Genomic DNA, 17,029 nt, shown 5'->3' with positions numbered 1-17,029 from the left:
GCCGCGCCCCTTCGAGGCACGTCGCTCGCGAACAAACCCGCGCTCGACGCAGAACGCGAGCCGGCTACTTCGTGTCGACGATGTCGGGGGCCTCCAGGCGCACCCGGTCGGCGGAGGCGTCGTCGGGCTGCAGCTGGCTCTCGCGCTCGGCGGCCACGCGCTTGAGGTAGTTGGCGACCTCCTGGTTCTCGCGCTTCTTGTCCCAGCCGAGAACCCCGGCCATCAGCTGCGCGGCGACCGGGGCGGCCGAGACGCCGCGGTCCCAGGCCTCGATCGAGATGCGCGTGCGGCGGGCGAGCACGTCCTCCAGGTGCAGGGCGCCCTCGTGGGATGCCGCGTACACGACCTCCGCGCCGATGTAGTCGTCCGCCCCGGGCAGCGGATTCTGCAGCTCCGGATCGTCGCGGATGAGCTCGAGCACCTCGTCGGCCATCACCCCGTACCGGTTGAGCAGGTGCTCGATGCGCACCCGGTGCACCCCGAACGCCTGAGCGATGGCGCCGCGCTTGTTCCACGCCGCCTGGTACCCCTCGGCGCCGAGCAACGCGATGTCCTGCGTCGCACTCGGCGGGATCTTGCCGTCGAGCGCGTCCACCGCCGCGTCGATGGCGTCTTTCGCCATGACCCGGTAGGTCGTCCACTTGCCGCCCGCGATCACGACGAGACCGGGCACGGAGTGCGCCACGAGGTGCTCCCGCGAGAGCTTCGAGGTCTGGTCGGACTCCCCCGCGAGCAACGGGCGGAGCCCCGCGTAGACGCCCTCGACGTCTTCACGGGTGAGCGGAACGCCGAGCACCGAGTTCACGTGCTCGAGGATGTAGTCGATGTCGGCGGCGGTCGCGGCCGGGTGCGCCTTGTCGAGATGCCAGTCGGTGTCGGTCGTTCCGATGAGCCAGTGCCGCCCCCACGGGATGACGAAGAGCACGCTCTTCTCCGTACGCAGCAGCAGCCCCATCGACGATTGGAAGCGGTCGCGGGGCACCACGAGGTGCACGCCCTTCGAGGCGCGCACCTTGAACTGGCCGCGTTCGCCGACCATCGCCTGGGTGTCGTCCGTCCAGACGCCCGTCGCATTGACGACCTGCTTGGCGCGCACCTCGAAGCGCTCGCCGGTCTGCAGGTCGTGTGCCTGCACTCCCACGACCCTCTCACCGACCTTGAGGAAGCCTTCGACCCGCACCCGGCTGGCCGCGTGCGCTCCGTAGAAGGAGGCCGTGCGCACGAGCGTCGCGACGTAGCGGGCGTCGTCGACCTGGGCGTCGTAGTACGAGATGCCGCCCACGAGCGCGTCGGGGGCGATGCTCGGCATGGCCCGCTGCACCTGGCGCTTGCTGAGGTGGCGGTGGTGCGGAACGCCCGGGGGCCGCCCTCCCGTGTACGAGAAGACGTCGTAGAGCATCATGCCGGCGCCGATGTAGAAGCGCTCCCAGACGTGCTTGGTGAGCGGGTAGAGGAAGCGCACGGGCTTGACGAGGTGCGGCGCGATGCGCTGCAGCAGCAGGCCGCGCTCGATGAGGGCCTCGCGCACGAGATGGAAGTCGAGCTGCTCCAGATAGCGGATGCCGCCGTGCACGAGCTTCGACGACCGGCTCGAGGTGCCGCTGGCCCAGTCGCGCGCTTCGAGGATGCCGACGCTCAGGCCGCGCGTGACGGCATCCAGAGCGCTTCCCGCGCCGACGATGCCACCGCCGACGACCAGGATGTCGAGCTCTTTCTCCGTGAGGGCGGCGATCGCTGCCGCTCGCTCCTCCGGGCCCAGCTTGCTCGAGTGCGATACCGACGTGGTCTTGGGCATCAGTGCCTCCTCAGTTCTGTGGAACGAGTCGTGCAACCGGCATTCGCATGCCGTCCCTTGCGACGCTAATGCACCGGGTAAGGCGCCACAACCACTTCGACGCGCTGGAACTCCTTGAGGTCGGAGTATCCGGTCGTCGCCATCGAGCGCCGCAGGGCGCCCACGAGGTTGGCTGTGCCGTCGGCGACGGGCGCCGGGCCGTAGAGGATCTCCTCGAGCGGCGCGATCGTCCCGACCCGCACGCGGTTGCCGCGGGGCAGCTGCGCGTGGTGGGCCTCGGGCCCCCAGTGGTAGCCGCCCCCGGGTGCGTCGGTCGCGCGGGCGAGAGTCGAGCCGAGCATCACGGCGTCGGCTCCGCAGGCGATCGCCTTGACGATGTCGCCCGAGCTTCCGAGTCCGCCGTCGGCGATGACGTGCACGTAGCGGCCGCCCGACTCGTCCATGTAGTCGCGACGTGCGCCCGCGACATCCGCCACCGCCGTCGCCATGGGCGCGTGGATGCCGAGCGCCGCGCGTGTCGTCGACGCCGCGCCGCCCCCGAAGCCGACGAGCACGCCTGCCGCGCCCGTGCGCATGAGGTGCAGCGCCGCCGTATAGGTGGCGGCGCCGCCCACGATCACGGGCACGTCGAGCTCGTAGATGAACTCCTTGAGATTGAGCGGCTCCGAGTTCTTCGAGACGTGCTCGGCCGACACGGTCGTGCCGCGGATGACGAAGAGGTCGACGCCCGCCGCCACGACCGTCTGGTAGAGCTCCTGGGTGCGCTGCGGCGAGAGCGAGCCGGCGACGGTGACGCCGGCGGCGCGGATCTCGGCGATGCGGGCGGTGACGAGCTCGGGCTTGATCGGCTCGGCGTACATCTGCTGCATCCGGCTCGTCGCGGCGTCTTCGGGCAGCGAGCGGATCTCGGCCAGCAGCGGCTCGGGGTTCTCGTAGCGGGTCCACAGGCCTTCGAGGTCGAGCACTCCGAGCCCGCCGAGCTGGCCCATCATGATGGCGGTCGTCGGCGAGACGACGGAGTCCATGGGGGCCGCGAGGAAGGGGATGTCGAACTGGAACGCATCGATCGACCAGTTCACGGAGACGTCTTGCGGGTCTCTCGTGCGGCGGCTCGGAACGATGGCGATGTCGTCGAATGCGTACACGCGGCGACCGCGCTTGGCACGGCCGATCTCAATCTCAGTCACCGGTCAAGCCTACTGTGAGCACTCATCGGCTTCCCTTTTCCGCCCGTCTGCGCTCAAAACGACGGACTTTCCGCCCGATTTCGGGTAGAAACGCCCGCAAACCCCGTATTTCGCCACAATCTCCGTCGTTTTGAGAACAACACGACGAGGGGAGAGAGCGGATGCCGCCTAGCGACGGTAGTTCGGAGCCTCGGCCACGATCTGCACGTCGTGCGGGTGCGACTCCTTGAGGCCGGCCGCCGTGATGCGCACGAACTTGCCGCGCTCCTTGAGCTCGGGGATCGTGCGGGCGCCCACGTAGAACATCGACTGGCGCAGGCCGCCGATGAGCTGGTAGGCCACGGTCGAGAGCGGACCGCGGAAGGGCACCTGGCCCTCGATGCCTTCGGGGATGAGCTTCTCGTCAGAGGGCACATCCGCCTGGAAGTAGCGGTCTTTGGAGTAGGACGTCTTCTGGCCGCGGGTCTGCAGTGCGCCGAGGCTGCCCATTCCGCGGTAGCTCTTGAACTGCTTGCCGCCCACGAGGATGAGCTCGCCGGGGCTCTCGGCCGTGCCCGCGAAGAGCGAGCCGATCATGACCGTGTCGGCACCGGCGACGAGCGCCTTGGCGATGTCGCCCGAGTAGTTGAGGCCGCCGTCGGCGATCACGGGCGTTCCGGTCTCGCGGGCCGCCAGGGAGGCCTCGTAGACGGCCGTCACCTGGGGCACGCCCACGCCGGCGACGATGCGGGTCGTGCAGATCGAGCCCGGCCCGACGCCGACCTTGATCGCGTCGGCTCCCGCGTCGATGAGCGCCTGAGCGCCCGAGCGGGTCGCGACGTTGCCGCCGATGACGTCGACACCGGCGAACGCCGGGTCTGCCTTGAGCCGGCGGATGATGTCGAGCACGCCTGCGCTGTCGCCGTTGGCCGTGTCGACCACGAGCACGTCGACGCCCGCGTCGAGCAGGGTGGTCGCGCGCAGCCAGGCGTCGCCGAAGAAGCCGATCGCGGCGCCGACGCGCAGACGGCCTGCGTCGTCCTTGGTCGCGTCGGGGTACTGCTCTGATTTGTCGAAGTCCTTGACGGTGATGAGGCCCTTGAGCTTGCCGGCCGCGTCGACGAGCGGGAGCTTCTCGATCTTGTGCTCAGCGAAGATGGCGATGGCCTCGTCGGGGTCGATGCCGACCGGAGCGGTGATGAGCGGCATCCGCGTCATGACGTCGCGCACGAGGGTCGTCGACTTCTCGAACGGCGAGACGAAGCGCATGTCGCGGTTCGTGATGATGCCCACGAGGATGCCGCCCTCGTCGATGACCGGGAGGCCGCTGACGCGGAAGGTGCCGCACAGCTCGTCGACCTCGGCGACCGTCGCGTTCGGCGTCGTCGTGACCGGGTTGCTGATCATGCCGGACTCGCTGCGCTTGACGATGTCGACCTGCTCGGCCTGGTCGTCGATCGACAGGTTGCGATGCAGGACGCCCAGACCGCCCTGACGCGCCATCGCGATCGCCATACGGGATTCGGTCACCGTGTCCATCGCGGAGCTCAGCAAGGGGGTGGCGACGCTGATCCGGCGTGTCAGCCGCGAGGAGGTGTCCGCCTCGCTGGGGATGACGTCGGTGTGGCCCGGCAAGAGCAGCACGTCGTCATAGGTGAGTCCAACAAAACCGAAGGGATCCAGCTGATCCATCTCTCCCCTTGTGTTAATGAGCTTTGTGCCAAAGCCGTCGAGTGCCGTGTTGTGCAGAAGATCACAAATCGGCGTTTCTGACGAGCCCGCCGGTGTGTTCAATGTTAAGCGAGTTAGCGCTCCAGGTATTCCACCCGCATAATAACCAGACCGAGAAATGCCCTCAGCCGAAACAAATAGGACATAATCGGCACGTATCGTCAGACAACGTCGTTGGATGGTAAGGACTGAGGAGACACGGGAGCGAAGCTCACGTGATTCCGCCATGGAGGTGCAGTGTCGATCACTGAAAAAGCCCACAGGCGCTCGTCGCGCTCCCTGAAAGCGCTCTTCGGAGTCCTGTTCGCGACGATCGTGCTCGGGGTCACACTCGCGGGAGGGATGAGTCCCGCCACCGCCGCGGAGACCCCGACCCCGGCCCCCGCTCCCACCGAGGAGAGCGACTTCACCAACACGTACTCGATCGGCGGAGTGCTCAGGAACGGCGACGAAGTGCTCGAGGGCGTCGACATCACCGTCGAGGGCGACGGCTTCTCCGAGACAGCCACGAGCGACGAGGCGGGTGAATGGGAGGTCGTCGTCCCCGGCAAGGCCGAGTACACGGTGACGCTCGAGGTCTCGACGCTGCCCGACGGCGTCGAGCTGAGAAACCCGGATGCCGCCTCCTCCGTGGTCACGGCCGATCAGTGGCTCACGACCTCGATCACCCGCTCCTTCCCGATGGGCGAGGACACCCGCGAGACGACGGGCTTCGGGGCGCAGCTGCTGCAACGGCTCGTCTCGGGCCTCAACTTCGGCCTGCTCATCGCCCTCGCCGCGATCGGCATCACGCTCATCTTCGGCACGACGGGCCTCAACAACTTCGCCCACGGCGAGATGGTGACCTTCGGAGCGATCGTCGCCTGGATCTTCGCTGTGCTGCTCGGGGTCAACATCTTCGTCGCGATGGCCATCGCCCTCGTCTTCGGCGGCGCCTTCGGCTGGGTGCAGGACGCCCTGCTCTGGAAACCGCTGAGGCGCAAGGGCGTCAAGCTCGTGCAGGCCATGATCGTGAGCATCGGCCTCGCGATCGTGCTGCGCTACCTCTACCTCTACTTCATCGGCGGCGAGACGAAGGCCATGAACGTGGGCCTCAGCGAGGCCGTGCAGCTCGGCCCGGTGCGGATCACGGTCGCCTCGATCATCAGCATGGTCATCTCGGTCGTGGTGCTCGTGCTCGTGGGCCTCTTCCTCACCCGCACGAGGATCGGCAAGGCGACGCGAGCCGTGTCCGACAACCCCTCGCTCGCCGCGGCATCCGGAATCGACGTCGACCGCATCATCCGCATCGTCTGGGTCATCGCGGGCGCGCTCGCGGCCCTCGCCGGAGTGATGCTCGCCCTCTACCGGCAGGTGTCGTGGGACATGGGCTTCCAGATCCTGCTGCTCATGTTCGCGGCCGTGACGCTCGGCGGCCTCGGCTCGGCCTACGGCGCGCTCGTCGGCTCGATCGTCGTCGGCCTCTTCGTCGAGCTGTCGACGCTTTTCATCCCGGCAGACCTCAAGTACGCGGCTGCGCTCGTCGTGCTGATCCTGGTCCTGCTCGTCCGGCCACAGGGCATCCTGGGCCGACGAGAGCGGATCGGTTAGGAGAAGGAACATGGACTGGGGAAACATTCTCGGCAACGCCGTCGGCGAGATCATCAGCCCGACCACGGCGGCCTACGCCCTCGCGGCCATCGGCCTCGGCGTGCACTTCGGCTACTCGGGCCTGCTCAACTTCGGGCAGGCCGCGTTCCTGCTGATCGGCGCCTACGGCTTCGCGATCACGACCCTCGCGGGCTGGCCCCTCTGGGCCGCCGTGATCACCGCGATCGTCGCCTCGGTGCTCTTCGCCTTCGTGCTCGGCATCCCGACGCTGCGACTACGGGCCGACTACCTGGCGATCGTGACGATCGCGGCCGCCGAGGTGGTGCGCTACATCGTCACGACGACGGGCCTCACCGACATCACGGGCGCGGCCAACGGCCTGAGCGGCTTCAAAGACACCTTCGCCGCCCTCAATCCGATCCCCGACGGCACGTACGGCTTCGGCCCGTTCGTCTACAACGCCTACGACTGGTGGGTGCGCATCGTCGGCTGGGCCCTCGTCATCCTCGCGAGCGTGCTCGTCTGGCTGCTCATGCGCAGCCCGTGGGGGCGGGTCATCAAGGGCATCCGCGAAGACGAGGATGCCGTGCGCAGCCTCGGCAAGAACGTCTACTCCTACAAGATGCAGGCGCTCGTCATCGGCGGTGTCATGGGCTCGATCGGCGGCATCATCTTCATCCTGCCGCGTGCCGTGCAGCCCGCCAACTACACGACTGGCCTCACCTTCTTCATCTGGACCATCCTGCTGCTGGGTGGCGCCGCGACGATCTTCGGCCCGATCGTCGGCGCGATGATCTTCTGGGTGGTGCTCTCGTTGACGCAGGGCATCCTCTACGGGCTCATCGAGTCCGGCGGCCTGGGGTTCATCTCGACCGTGCAGGCGGGCCAGATCCGCTACATCCTCGTGGGAGCGGCGCTTATGCTCCTGGTCATCTTCAGACCGCAAGGTATCTTCGGAAACAAGAAGGAGTTGTCCTTCAGTGTCTAATCCTCCCGTCACCACTCCGGCCGCGACAGCACCGCACCAGGCCACCGGCTACGAGCATCCCCTCGTGAAGGGCCCGGTCGGCCCCGGCTGCCCCAAGGTCGATCCGATCGTGATCGCCGACCACGTCACCCGCCAGTTCGGCGGGCTCAAGGCGGTGGATGTCGCGCACCTCGAGATCCCGCGTGGCAAGATCACGGCGCTCATCGGCCCCAACGGCGCCGGCAAGACCACGATGTTCAACCTGCTCACGGGCTTCGACAAGCCGAACACCGGCACCTGGGAGTTCGACGGCAAGTCGCTCGCCGGCGTGCCCGCGTTCAAGGTGGCCCGCGCCGGCATGGTGCGCACCTTCCAGCTGACGAAGTCGCTCGGCCGGCTCACGGTGCTGCAGAACATGCTGCTCGGGGCGACCGGCCAGCGCGGCGAGGGGCTCTTCAGCTCCCTCGTGAAGCCGCTCTGGCGGGCGCAGGAGGAGGAGAACACGAGGCGCGCCGACGACCTGCTCGCGCGCTTCAAGCTCGACGCCAAGCGAGAGGACTACGCGGCCTCGCTCTCGGGCGGCCAGCGCAAGCTGCTCGAGATGGCACGCGCGCTCATGGTTCAGCCGCAGCTCATCATGCTCGACGAGCCGATGGCCGGGGTCAACCCGGCGCTCACGCAGTCGCTGCTCGAGCACATCCGCGATCTGAAGTCCGACGGCACCTCGGTGCTGTTCGTCGAGCACGACATGCACATGGTCGCCCACATCTCCGACTGGGTCATCGTCATGGCGGAGGGCAAGGTCGTCGCCGAGGGGCCGCCCGAGACGGTCATGAAGGATCCCGCGGTCATCGACGCCTACCTCGGCGCGCACCACGACACGGATCTCGGCGACCTCATGGACGAGGCCGGGCCGAACCCCGTGGAGGTGGCCATGGAGGCCGCGCACGAGGCGCACTCGCACGACCACGAGAACAAGGACGGAGCGACATCGTGAGCGATCCCACACCAGGCGCGGCGGGGGCGGCCGTCGCCGACACCCGCCAGGCCGTCTTGCGCACCGACGACATCGTCGGGGGCTACCTGCCCGGCGTCAACATCCTCAACGGCTGCACGATCGAGGCCTTCCCGGGCGAGCTCATCGGCATCATCGGGCCCAACGGCGCCGGCAAGTCGACCGTGCTCAAGGCGATCTTCGGCCAGGTGCAGGTGCGCAGCGGCACGATCCACCTCAAGGGCGAGGACATCACCGGGCTCAAGGCCAACAAGCTCGTCGCCAAGGGCGTCGGCATGGTGCCCCAGAACAACAACGTCTTCCCGACCCTCACGATCGAGGAGAACCTCGAGATGGGGCTCTTCCAGAAGCCGTCGATCTTCGCCGAGCGCTTCGACTTCGTGACCACGCTCTTCCCCGAGCTGGGCAAGCGCCGCAAACAGCGCGCCGGCTCCCTCTCGGGCGGCGAGCGGCAGATGGTGGCGATGGGCAGGGCGCTCATGATGGAGCCCTCCGTGCTGCTGCTCGACGAGCCATCCGCCGGTCTGTCTCCGGTTCGGCAGGACGAGACGTTCCTGCGGGTGCACCAGATCAACCGGGCCGGGGTGTCGGTCATCATGGTCGAGCAGAACGCCCGGCGCTGCCTGCAGATCTGCGACCGCGCCTACGTGCTCGACCAGGGCAAGGACGCGTACACGGGAACGGGTCGCGAGCTGCTCAACGACCCCAAGGTCATCGAGCTCTACCTCGGCACCCTCGCCGCCGACCAGGGTCACTAGCGCCGCAGCACCACCCGCACACGACGAACGCCCGGGTCCTCGCAGGAGGCCCGGGCGTTCTGCGTGTCCGCGCCCCGCCTCGTCGTCGCCCTCTCCCCTCACTCCCTTCCCGCCTTTCCCATCCCGGTTCCTTCCCAGATGCAGGAGATCGCGCCGGACTCGGGGCTCTCCGTCTGCCGAAATGCCCCCGACCACGCGGCATCCTGCATTTGGCACGGGACAAGAGAGCTTGAGAGAGGAACTTGAGACAAGAGGACGCACGAGTGGCCGGACCCCGAGGGGCCCGGCCACGTGTGCTGTGGTGCTGGACGGACTAGCCGGCGAGCGAGCCGAACTCGACGTCGAGCGGCGAGTAGGTGTTCTCGCTGCCGTACTGGTAGATGCCGATGTACGCCTCGGTCGGGTCACCGTTCTCGTCGAAGGTGATCGGTCCGGAGACGCCCTCGTAGTCGATGTCCGCTCCCGACGCGAGCAGATCGGAGCACTCGGCGAAGGTCGAGCACTTCTCACCGCCCTCGGAGACCGCCTGCATGTTCGCCTGGATGGTCGGGCCGTCCGATGCGCCACCCGCCTGGGCGGCGAGGGCCATGAGCATGACCGCGTCGTACGACTCGGCGCCGTAGCTGAAGTCGGTCAGGGTGTCGTCGACACCGAGGAGCTTCGCCTTGAACTCGTCATCGGCGAGCACACCGGGGAGCGTGCCCTTCGCGCAGTTCAGGACGCCCTCGTCGAAGTCCGCCGAGTAGTCGGCCAGGTTGCCGTCGACGAAGTAGACCTTGTCGCCGGGGAAGCCCTGGGTGCCCACGAGCTCGGGGATGATGACCTTGGTCTGGTCGAACGCGATGAGCGCGATCGCGTCGGGGTCCTCGGCCAGCACGGCGTCGATCTGCGAGCTGAACTGGCTGTCGCCCTCGTTGAACGCCTCGGAGGCGACGACGGTTCCACCGGCGGCCTCGATGGCCGTCGTGACGTTGGACTCGAGGCCCGTGCCGTAGGCGTCGTTCAGGTAGATGATGCCGACGTTCTCGGCGCCGTCCTTCACGATGAGGTTGCCCAGGACCCGGCCCTGCAGCACGTCCGACGGAGCGGTGCGGAAGTAGAAGCCGCCGTCGTTGTAGGTCGTGAAGTCGGGCGAGGTGTTCGCGGGCGAGACCTGCACGACCTTCGCGCCGGTCACCTGGTCGATGAAGGTGAACGAGACACCCGACGAGGCGGCGCCGACGATGCCGGAGACGCCCTGGCTGAGCAGGTCGGTCGCCGACTGGGTCGCGATGTCGGTCGTGGTGTCGCCGGAGTCGCGGTGGATGACCTCGACGTTGCCGCCGTTGACTCCGCCGGCCGAGGCGTTGATCTCGGCGACGGCGAGGTCGACACCGGCGATCTCGGGCGGGCCGAGGTAGGCCAGGCTGCCGGTCGTCGGCAGGATCGAGCCGATCTTCAGGGTCGTGTCACGTGTCTGGGCCGCTGCGGGGGCCGCAGGCGCGAGGTCGGGGGTGTCGGTCGCAGCATCCGGCCCGCAGAGGACGGTCTCGGGTGCTGCGGAGTCCGAGCTCTCAGCCGGTCCCGCGGGAGCCGCGCACGAGGTCAGCAACAGTGCGCTTGCACCCACTGCGACCAGACCCACGACAACCGAGAGGGGCTTCGAGCGCGAGGATGAGATCTTCGCAAAAACGCTCATGGTGCTCCTTGTAACTCTAGAAAGTGTGACCAGCGCACGAAGAAATCGCGCACTGCCGTTGTGACAACCTATTCGCACAACCGACCGCAGACAATACATAGGTGTTACGGGCATGTAACGCGCACCGAATCGTTATGAATCGTGACAAGAGGCGCACTCGTGGGCTCAGACGCGGCATCCGGCCGCGAAAAGCGGATGCCGGGGCAGTTTCGTGCACCTCCGCACAATCTGCAGCGTGCGGCATCCACGACCGCTGTGCGCAGGCCGAGCGGGCGATGCACGCCGGCTCTCAGCCGCGCCGTCTGTTGCGCACGCCGTCAGGCCGCGCGTGCCCGCTCAGGCCGTGCGTGCCGAGGCGCGTCGCGACGACCGGCCGGCGATCACCATGTCGAGGGTCAGGATTCCGAGGGCCAGCCAGACGAGCGCGAACCCGAACCAGCGCTCGGGCGGCATCGGCTCGTGCATGATCGCGACGCCGAAGGCGAGCTGCATGATGGGCGCGAGATACTGCACGAAGCCCATGACGGTGAGCGGCAGGCGGCGCGCGGCCGAGGCGAACAGCAGCAGCGGAACCGCCGTCACGACACCCGCGCTCAGCATCGCGACGGTGTGCCAGGTGCCGACCGTGCCGAAGGTGAGGCCGACCGTCGACGAGACGACGAGGATCTGTGCGACCGCGACGGGGGTCAGCCAGACGGTCTCGAGGGTGAGTCCGCTCACCGAGTCGACCGAGGGCCCGACGCGCTTCTTGATGAGGCCGTAGAAGCCGAACGACAGGGCCAGGATGAGAGCGATCCACGGCACCGAGCCGTAGCCGACCGCGAGCACGATGACGGCGATGGCGCTGATCGCGATGGCGACCCACTGCGCGGGGCGGAGCCGTTCGCGCAGCACGAGCACACCGAGCAGCACTGTCACGATCGGGTTGATGAAGTACCCGAGCGCTCCCTCGACGACGTGGCCCGACACAGCGGCGAGCACGAAGGTCTGCCAGTTGATGTAGATGAGCACACCCGCGAGCGCCATGATGAAGAGCAGCCGCGGCTGGCGCGCGATGGCGAAGAACGGCCGCCAGCCCCGCGTGACGGTCAGCAGCACGGCGCAGAAGACGAGAGAGAAGACGATCCGCCAGGCGACGATCTCGAAGGCGTTGGCCGGGGCGAGCGCCACGAAGTAGATCGGCAGCACCCCCCAGAGCACGTAGGCCGCGAGCGCGTAGATGAGGCCTGCGCCGGAGAGCTTGGGGCGAGGGGATGTCGCGGCGACGGCCGGTTCGGAGGTACTCATGCGGGTTCTCACGTTACCGCCCGCCGTGGGCGCCCGGGTGCGACTCAGGGTGCCGTGAGCGCCATTCTTCGATCACCCGCCGCCAGCCTGGGCGCGGGCCGCGGTGCCGCTCGCACCGCGCACCTCTAGGCGCCGCACCCCCGGAGACGCGGAAAGGCCCGAGCGGCGAACCGCTCGGGCCTTTCAGATGGGTGCAGTTCTCTAGCGGACGACGACCGCGAGCACGTCGCGAGCCGACAGCACGAGCAGGTCTTCCCCGCCGAACTTGACCTCGGTTCCGCCGTACTTGGAGTAGATCACCTTGTCGCCCACGGCGACGTCGAGCGGGATGCGGTTGCCGTTGTCGTCGATGCGACCCGGTCCGACAGCCACGACCTCGCCCTCCTGGGGCTTCTCCTTGGCGGTGTCAGGGATGACCAGACCAGACGCAGTGGTCTGCTCTGCCTCGACCTGCTTGATGACGATGCGATCCTCGAGCGGCTTGATAGCGACCGACACGGTTGACCTCTTTCTAGATGCTGAAGAGTGTGAGTTAGCACACTCACACCGAGAGTGCTAAGACGAGTTTAGGGCCAAAGCTGGCACTCCCGCAATGTGAGTGCCAGTGTCGCGCCGGGGTACGGTGGACTCCGTGGAGCGAACGGAACTTCTCGAGCTGCTGTCCCCCGGAGGCCTCGGCCTCCTCGACTCGCTTCCCCCCTACGAGTCGAAAGGCGACGTGCTCGCCCTCGTGGCCGCCCTGCGCAAGCAGGGGCACTCGCCCGAGCTCGTCTCGGCCGTGCTCACCCAGTCGCGCCTGCGTCGCAAGGCCGCGGCCAAGTTCGGCGACTTCGCCCCCTCGATGCTCTTCACCGAGGCGGGCCTCGAGCAGGCCACCCGCCTGCGGGTCGCCTCCCTGCACGCCGGCCGGTTCCGGGATGCCGGCCTGCGCCACGTCGTCGACCTCGGCTGCGGCATCGGCGGCGACGCCCTCGCACTCGCCGGGCTCGGGCTCACCGTGACCGCCGTCGAGGCCGACGAGGTCACCGCGGCGATCGCGAGCTTCAACCTCGCGCCCTTCGAGACCGCCGCCGTCGTGCACGCCCGGGCCGAGGAGGTCGACCTCGGCACCGCGGACGCCGCCTACCTCGACCCCGCGCGCCGCACCGCGGGCCACACGGGCACGACCCGCCTCACCGACCCGAACGACTACTCGCCGTCCCTCGGCTTCGCCTTCGGCCTCGGCGAGCGGATGCCGGTGGGGGTCAAACTCGGTCCGGGACTCGATCGCGAGCTCATCCCCGCCGAGGCCGAGGCCCAGTGGGTGAGCGTGGGCGGCCAGCTCACCGAGATGGGGCTGTGGTTCCGCGAGCTCGCGCGCCCCGGCATCCGGCGTTCTGCTCTTGTGCTGGGCGAGACCGGGATCGACGAGCTCACAGCCGCGGCCGACAGCCCCGACGCCGAGGTGGGCGAGCTCGGCGGGTTCCTGCTCGAGCCGGATGCCGCGGTCATCCGGGCCCGGCTGATCGGCGACCTGGCCCGCAGCCTCGATGCACGCATGGTGAGCGGGGGCATCGCCTACCTCACCGCCGACGAGCCGCCGCACACGCCCTTCGCGACGGCCTTCCGGGTGCTCGAGACGCTTCCGGCCGACGAGAAGCGGCTCAAGAAGGCCCTGCGCGAGCGCGGCATCGGCACCCTCGAGATCAAGAAGCGCGGGATCGACATCGACCCGGCGACCCTGCGACAGCGCCTCGCCCTCTCGGGCCCCGAGTCGGCGACCATCGTCATGACCCGGGTGGCCGGGCGGCACACGACCCTGCTCGTCGAGCGCCTCGCCCGCCCCTGAGCCCGCCCTGTTCGCCGCGCGTCGCGGCGGCGCGGTCGTCGCGGTCGGCGCGCCGTCATCCGCGCCGACGACGACGACGGCCCACGCGCATCGCGTGGGCCGTCGTCGTTCGGAACAGGTGCTGGCTAGTAGGTGTAGTCCCCGCCGCCGTAGCTCATGACGGCCGCGAAGATCACGATCCAGATGATGAGCACGATGAGGCTGATCAGGATGCCCACGAAGCCGGTGATGATGCCGGTGAGCCACAGGCCCTTGGCGGCCGGCTCCTTCGAGCGGCCGAGGAAGCCGAGCACGACACCGGCGATGGCGAAGAGGATGCCCCAGCCGAAGAAGCCCACGACGATGCCGAGGATGCCCGTGATGAGCGAAATGATGCTCAGCACCGGCGACTTGGCGGGCGAGGCGGGAGCGGCGTAGGCGGGAGGCGCATAGCCGTTCGCCGGCTGACCGTAGGGCGTGGCCGGCGGAGTGCCGTACGGCTGCTGGGGAGCGCCGTAGGGCTGCTGCGCGGGTGCGCCGTACGGAGCCGCCGGGGCGGCGGGAGCGCCGTAGGGGCTCGCGGCGGGCGGAGCAGGCGGGGCCGGAGGCGCCGGAGGAACGGGCGGGGCCGGCGGAGTGGGAGGCGTCGGAGGAACGTCGGCGACGGGCGGAACGGGCGGCAGGTCGGCGGCGGGCGGAACCGGCGGCACGGCTGCAGCGGGCTCCGACGGCGCACCGGCCACGGGCGGGGTGGTCGGCTCGTCCGGCTCGTCGGGGTTGGAACCGCTCGGGTTGACGGGGTCGCTCATGATGACATCCTTCATCGACAGTGTGTTGCGTGAGACTGCCCCATAGTTGCACTCCCCCACTGAGGGTGTCAACGCGCAGCGCCGCTCGGCGCCTACCCCACCTGGATCAGGGTGACCGGCAGCGTCGAGTCGGCGCCGAAGTCGAGGCCGGAGGGCTCGCGGCCCGCCATCACGAGCTGGGCGCCGAGCGCGGCGATCATGGCGCCGTTGTCGGTGCAGAGCTCGAGCGGCGGGATCCGCAGCTCGACGCCCTGCTCCGCGCAGCGCTCCCGGGCCACCTCGCGCACCCGTGCGTTGGCGACGACGCCTCCGCCGAGCAGCAGCCGCGGCACCCCGACGTCGGCGCACGCGGCGAGCGCCTTGGTGAGCAGCACATCGACGACGGCCTCACGGAAGCTCGCCGCGACATCCGCGACCGGGACCTCGCGCCCGGCGTCCTGCTCGCGCTCGACCCAGCGGGCCACCGCCGTCTTGAGACCGGAGAACGAGAAGTCGTAGCGGTGCCGCTCCCTGTCTTTGGGCAGGCTGAGCCCTCGCGGAAAGCGGATGGCCCGAGGGTCTCCGGATGCAGCGACCCGGTCGATCTGCGGCCCGCCCGGGTAGGGCAGCCCGAGCACCCGCGCGACCTTGTCGAAGGCCTCCCCCGCGGCGTCGTCGATCGTCTCGCCGAGCAGCTCGACGTCGGAGACGAGATCGCGCACGAGCAACAGCGAGGTGTGGCCGCCGGAGACGAGCAGGGCGATCGTCGGCAGCTCGATGTCACCCTCGCCCTCCGCGCGCAGCACGTCGGCGCCCACGTGGCCCACAAGGTGGTTGACGGCGTAGAGCGGCTTGCCGAGCGCGACGGCGAGCGCCTTCGCGGCACCGACACCCACCATGAGCGCCCCCGAGAGCCCCGGCCCGCTCGTCACGGCGATCGCGTCGACATCCTCGAGGCGGATGCCGGCTTCCGCGACGGCCTCGCGGATCGTCGGGGTCATGGCCTCGAGGTGGGCTCGCGCCGCGACCTCGGGCACCACTCCGCCGTAGCGGGCGTGCTCCTCCATCGAGGAGGCGATGGCGTTGGCGAGCAGGCTCGTGCCGCGCACGATTCCCACGCCGGTCTCGTCGCAGGAGGTCTCGATGCCGAGGACGAGCGGCTGGTCACGGTTCACGCCCGACCCCCGTCCTGCTCCGCCGACGCTCCGGACGCTCCGGACGCTCCGGATGCCTCCGGCGCCTCATGACCGGATGCCTCGCGCTCCTCGGCCGGCCCGGCGGCGACGGTCGTGCGGGGCTCCTCCAACGCCAGGCGCATGACCCAGGCATCCACCCCGTCGGGCTGGTAGTAGCCCGGGCGCACGGCGATCCTCTCGAAGCCGAGGTCGAGGTAGAGGGTCTGCGCGGGCGGGTTGTCGGCGCGCACCTCGAGGAACATCTCGGTCGCGCCACGGCGCCGCGCCTCGGCGATGAGCTGCAGCATGAGCACCCGGCCGAGCCCGTGGCGGCGCGCGTGCTCGGCGACGGCGATGGTCTGGATCTCGGCGTCGGGGGATCCCTGCGGGGCGTGCAGCCCCGCATAGGCGTCGATCGTGCCGGGGGTCTCCGGGCGGAAGGCGACGAGGTAGTGGCCGTGCACGCTCGCGAGCTCGGAGGCCATGCTCGCGCGCGACCAGGCGTCGCTCACGAACACGGATGTCTCGATCCCCATGATCGCGTCGAGGTCGGCCGGCGTCGCCCGGCGCAGCTGCCAGGTCATGCCGTCACCCGCTTGGCGCCTGCGGAGGGCGTCACGTCGGGCGAGCGCAGGTAGAGCGCCTCGTCGGCGGCGAAGGGGCGCTCGTGCAGGAAGGTCAGCTCGGCGAGCATGCCGAGCTCGCCCGCGGAGACGAGCCGGGCGTCGAGCCGCTCGGGGCCCTCCGCGAGCTCCGGGGGCTTCGCCAGACCCGGGCCGTCGACGCGCAGCGGGAGACCGAACTCGTCGGCGCCCTCGTAGAGCGACCAGTACAGCTCGCGCCGGCGCGCGTCGGTGACGACGAGCAGGCGTCCGCTGCGCCCGGAGGCGTAGGCGCCGAAGGCGATGGCGTCGTGGCTCACGATCGGAACGACCGGCCTGCCCACGGCGAGCGCGAAGGTGCGCGCGGCGGCGATGCCCACGCGGAGCCCGGTGAACGGGCCGGGGCCCATGCCGGTCGCGACGCCCGAGAGCTCGGCGGGCCGTACGCCCACCTCGTCGAGCGCCTGCGCGATGAGGGTTCCGACGACCTCGGCGTGACGCATGGTGTCGTCGACCGTGCGTTCGCTGAGCACCCCTCCATCGCGGTCGACGACGGCGACACTCGTTCCCGCGGAGGTATCGATCGCCAGAAGCACGGACTCCAGCCTAATCCCCTTCCCCGGCGCCCTCCCCTCGGCCCCGCCTCTACTCAAAACGACGGAGATTCGGC

The 17,029-nt window shown here is 69.2% G+C and carries 15 protein-coding genes; 5 read left to right on the top strand and 10 right to left on the bottom strand.

What is annotated here, in order from left to right; translation table 11 throughout:
* Positions 1-64: 64 nt before the first annotated feature.
* The 3 genes from CLV54_RS08130 to guaB form a co-directional block, all read right to left on the bottom strand.
* A complete protein-coding gene (locus tag CLV54_RS08130; protein ID WP_100344486.1) occupies positions 65-1,795 on the bottom strand; it encodes a glycerol-3-phosphate dehydrogenase/oxidase in 1,731 nt (576 codons plus the stop codon).
* 65 nt (positions 1,796-1,860) lie between these two features.
* The gene (locus CLV54_RS08125) at positions 1,861-2,982 is read right to left on the bottom strand and encodes a GuaB3 family IMP dehydrogenase-related protein (RefSeq protein WP_100344485.1); all 1,122 of its coding nucleotides are present in this window, start codon (positions 2,980-2,982) and stop codon (positions 1,861-1,863) included.
* 168 nt (positions 2,983-3,150) lie between these two features.
* Positions 3,151-4,653, bottom strand: coding sequence for an IMP dehydrogenase (gene guaB / locus CLV54_RS08120; RefSeq protein ID WP_100344484.1), 1,503 nt, complete (start codon positions 4,651-4,653; stop codon positions 3,151-3,153).
* Positions 4,654-4,929: 276 nt separating this feature from the next.
* Between guaB and CLV54_RS08115 the strand changes: the two genes are divergently transcribed.
* From CLV54_RS08115 to CLV54_RS08100, 4 genes are all read left to right on the top strand, one after another.
* The gene (locus tag CLV54_RS08115) at positions 4,930-6,282 is read left to right on the top strand and encodes a branched-chain amino acid ABC transporter permease (protein WP_100344483.1); all 1,353 of its coding nucleotides are present in this window, start codon (positions 4,930-4,932) and stop codon (positions 6,280-6,282) included.
* A gap of 10 nt (positions 6,283-6,292) precedes the next feature.
* Positions 6,293-7,270, top strand: coding sequence for a branched-chain amino acid ABC transporter permease (locus CLV54_RS08110; RefSeq protein ID WP_100344482.1), 978 nt, complete (start codon positions 6,293-6,295; stop codon positions 7,268-7,270).
* 64 nt (positions 7,271-7,334) lie between these two features.
* Complete coding sequence (locus CLV54_RS08105) at positions 7,335-8,246, top strand: ABC transporter ATP-binding protein (RefSeq protein ID WP_245861599.1); 912 nt, start codon at positions 7,335-7,337, stop codon at positions 8,244-8,246.
* Positions 8,247-8,302: 56 nt separating this feature from the next.
* Positions 8,303-9,022, top strand: coding sequence for an ABC transporter ATP-binding protein (locus tag CLV54_RS08100; RefSeq protein WP_425430278.1), 720 nt, complete (start codon positions 8,303-8,305; stop codon positions 9,020-9,022).
* Positions 9,023-9,335: 313 nt separating this feature from the next.
* Here CLV54_RS08100 and CLV54_RS08095 read toward each other — a convergent pair whose 3' ends face one another.
* From CLV54_RS08095 to groES, 3 genes are all read right to left on the bottom strand, one after another.
* The gene (locus tag CLV54_RS08095; RefSeq protein ID WP_100344479.1) at positions 9,336-10,700 is read right to left on the bottom strand and encodes an ABC transporter substrate-binding protein; all 1,365 of its coding nucleotides are present in this window, start codon (positions 10,698-10,700) and stop codon (positions 9,336-9,338) included.
* A gap of 336 nt (positions 10,701-11,036) precedes the next feature.
* A complete protein-coding gene (gene rarD, locus CLV54_RS08090) occupies positions 11,037-11,987 on the bottom strand; it encodes an EamA family transporter RarD (RefSeq protein WP_100344478.1) in 951 nt (316 codons plus the stop codon).
* A gap of 201 nt (positions 11,988-12,188) precedes the next feature.
* On the bottom strand, positions 12,189-12,485 hold the full coding sequence (gene groES / locus CLV54_RS08085; protein WP_100344477.1) for a co-chaperone GroES: 297 nt from the start codon (positions 12,483-12,485) through the stop codon (positions 12,189-12,191).
* Between the two features lie 133 nt (positions 12,486-12,618).
* Between groES and CLV54_RS08080 the strand changes: the two genes are divergently transcribed.
* Positions 12,619-13,815 (top strand): class I SAM-dependent methyltransferase, encoded by a 1,197-nt coding sequence (locus tag CLV54_RS08080; protein WP_100345003.1) that lies wholly within the window; start codon positions 12,619-12,621, stop codon positions 13,813-13,815.
* A 125-nt stretch (positions 13,816-13,940) separates the two neighbouring features.
* Here the strand turns inward: CLV54_RS08080 and CLV54_RS08075 are convergent, their stop codons facing one another.
* The 4 genes from CLV54_RS08075 to tsaB all read right to left on the bottom strand — a co-directional run bounded on the left by CLV54_RS08075 (position 13,941) and on the right by tsaB (position 16,955).
* The gene (locus tag CLV54_RS08075; protein ID WP_100345002.1) at positions 13,941-14,603 is read right to left on the bottom strand and encodes a DUF4190 domain-containing protein; all 663 of its coding nucleotides are present in this window, start codon (positions 14,601-14,603) and stop codon (positions 13,941-13,943) included.
* 92 nt (positions 14,604-14,695) lie between these two features.
* Positions 14,696-15,757 (bottom strand): tRNA (adenosine(37)-N6)-threonylcarbamoyltransferase complex transferase subunit TsaD, encoded by a 1,062-nt coding sequence (tsaD, locus tag CLV54_RS08070; RefSeq protein ID WP_100344476.1) that lies wholly within the window; start codon positions 15,755-15,757, stop codon positions 14,696-14,698.
* Positions 15,754-16,341: a ribosomal protein S18-alanine N-acetyltransferase gene (gene rimI / locus CLV54_RS08065; protein ID WP_100344475.1), complete on the bottom strand. Its 588-nt coding sequence runs from the start codon at positions 16,339-16,341 to the stop codon at positions 15,754-15,756. The genes tsaD and rimI overlap by 4 nt, the downstream gene beginning before the upstream one ends.
* Positions 16,338-16,955, bottom strand: a complete 618-nt coding sequence (gene tsaB, locus CLV54_RS08060; protein WP_100344474.1) for a tRNA (adenosine(37)-N6)-threonylcarbamoyltransferase complex dimerization subunit type 1 TsaB — start codon at positions 16,953-16,955, stop codon at positions 16,338-16,340. Before tsaB ends, rimI begins: the two co-directional genes overlap by 4 nt.
* Between the last annotated feature and the right edge of the window lie 74 nt (positions 16,956-17,029).

The sequence above is a fragment of the Compostimonas suwonensis genome, assembly GCF_002797855.1.
GTDB classification, from domain to species: Bacteria; Actinomycetota; Actinomycetes; order Actinomycetales; family Microbacteriaceae; genus Compostimonas; species Compostimonas suwonensis.
Note: the sequence above shows the minus strand (reverse complement) of the source record. Positions and strands in the feature narration are given on the sequence as shown.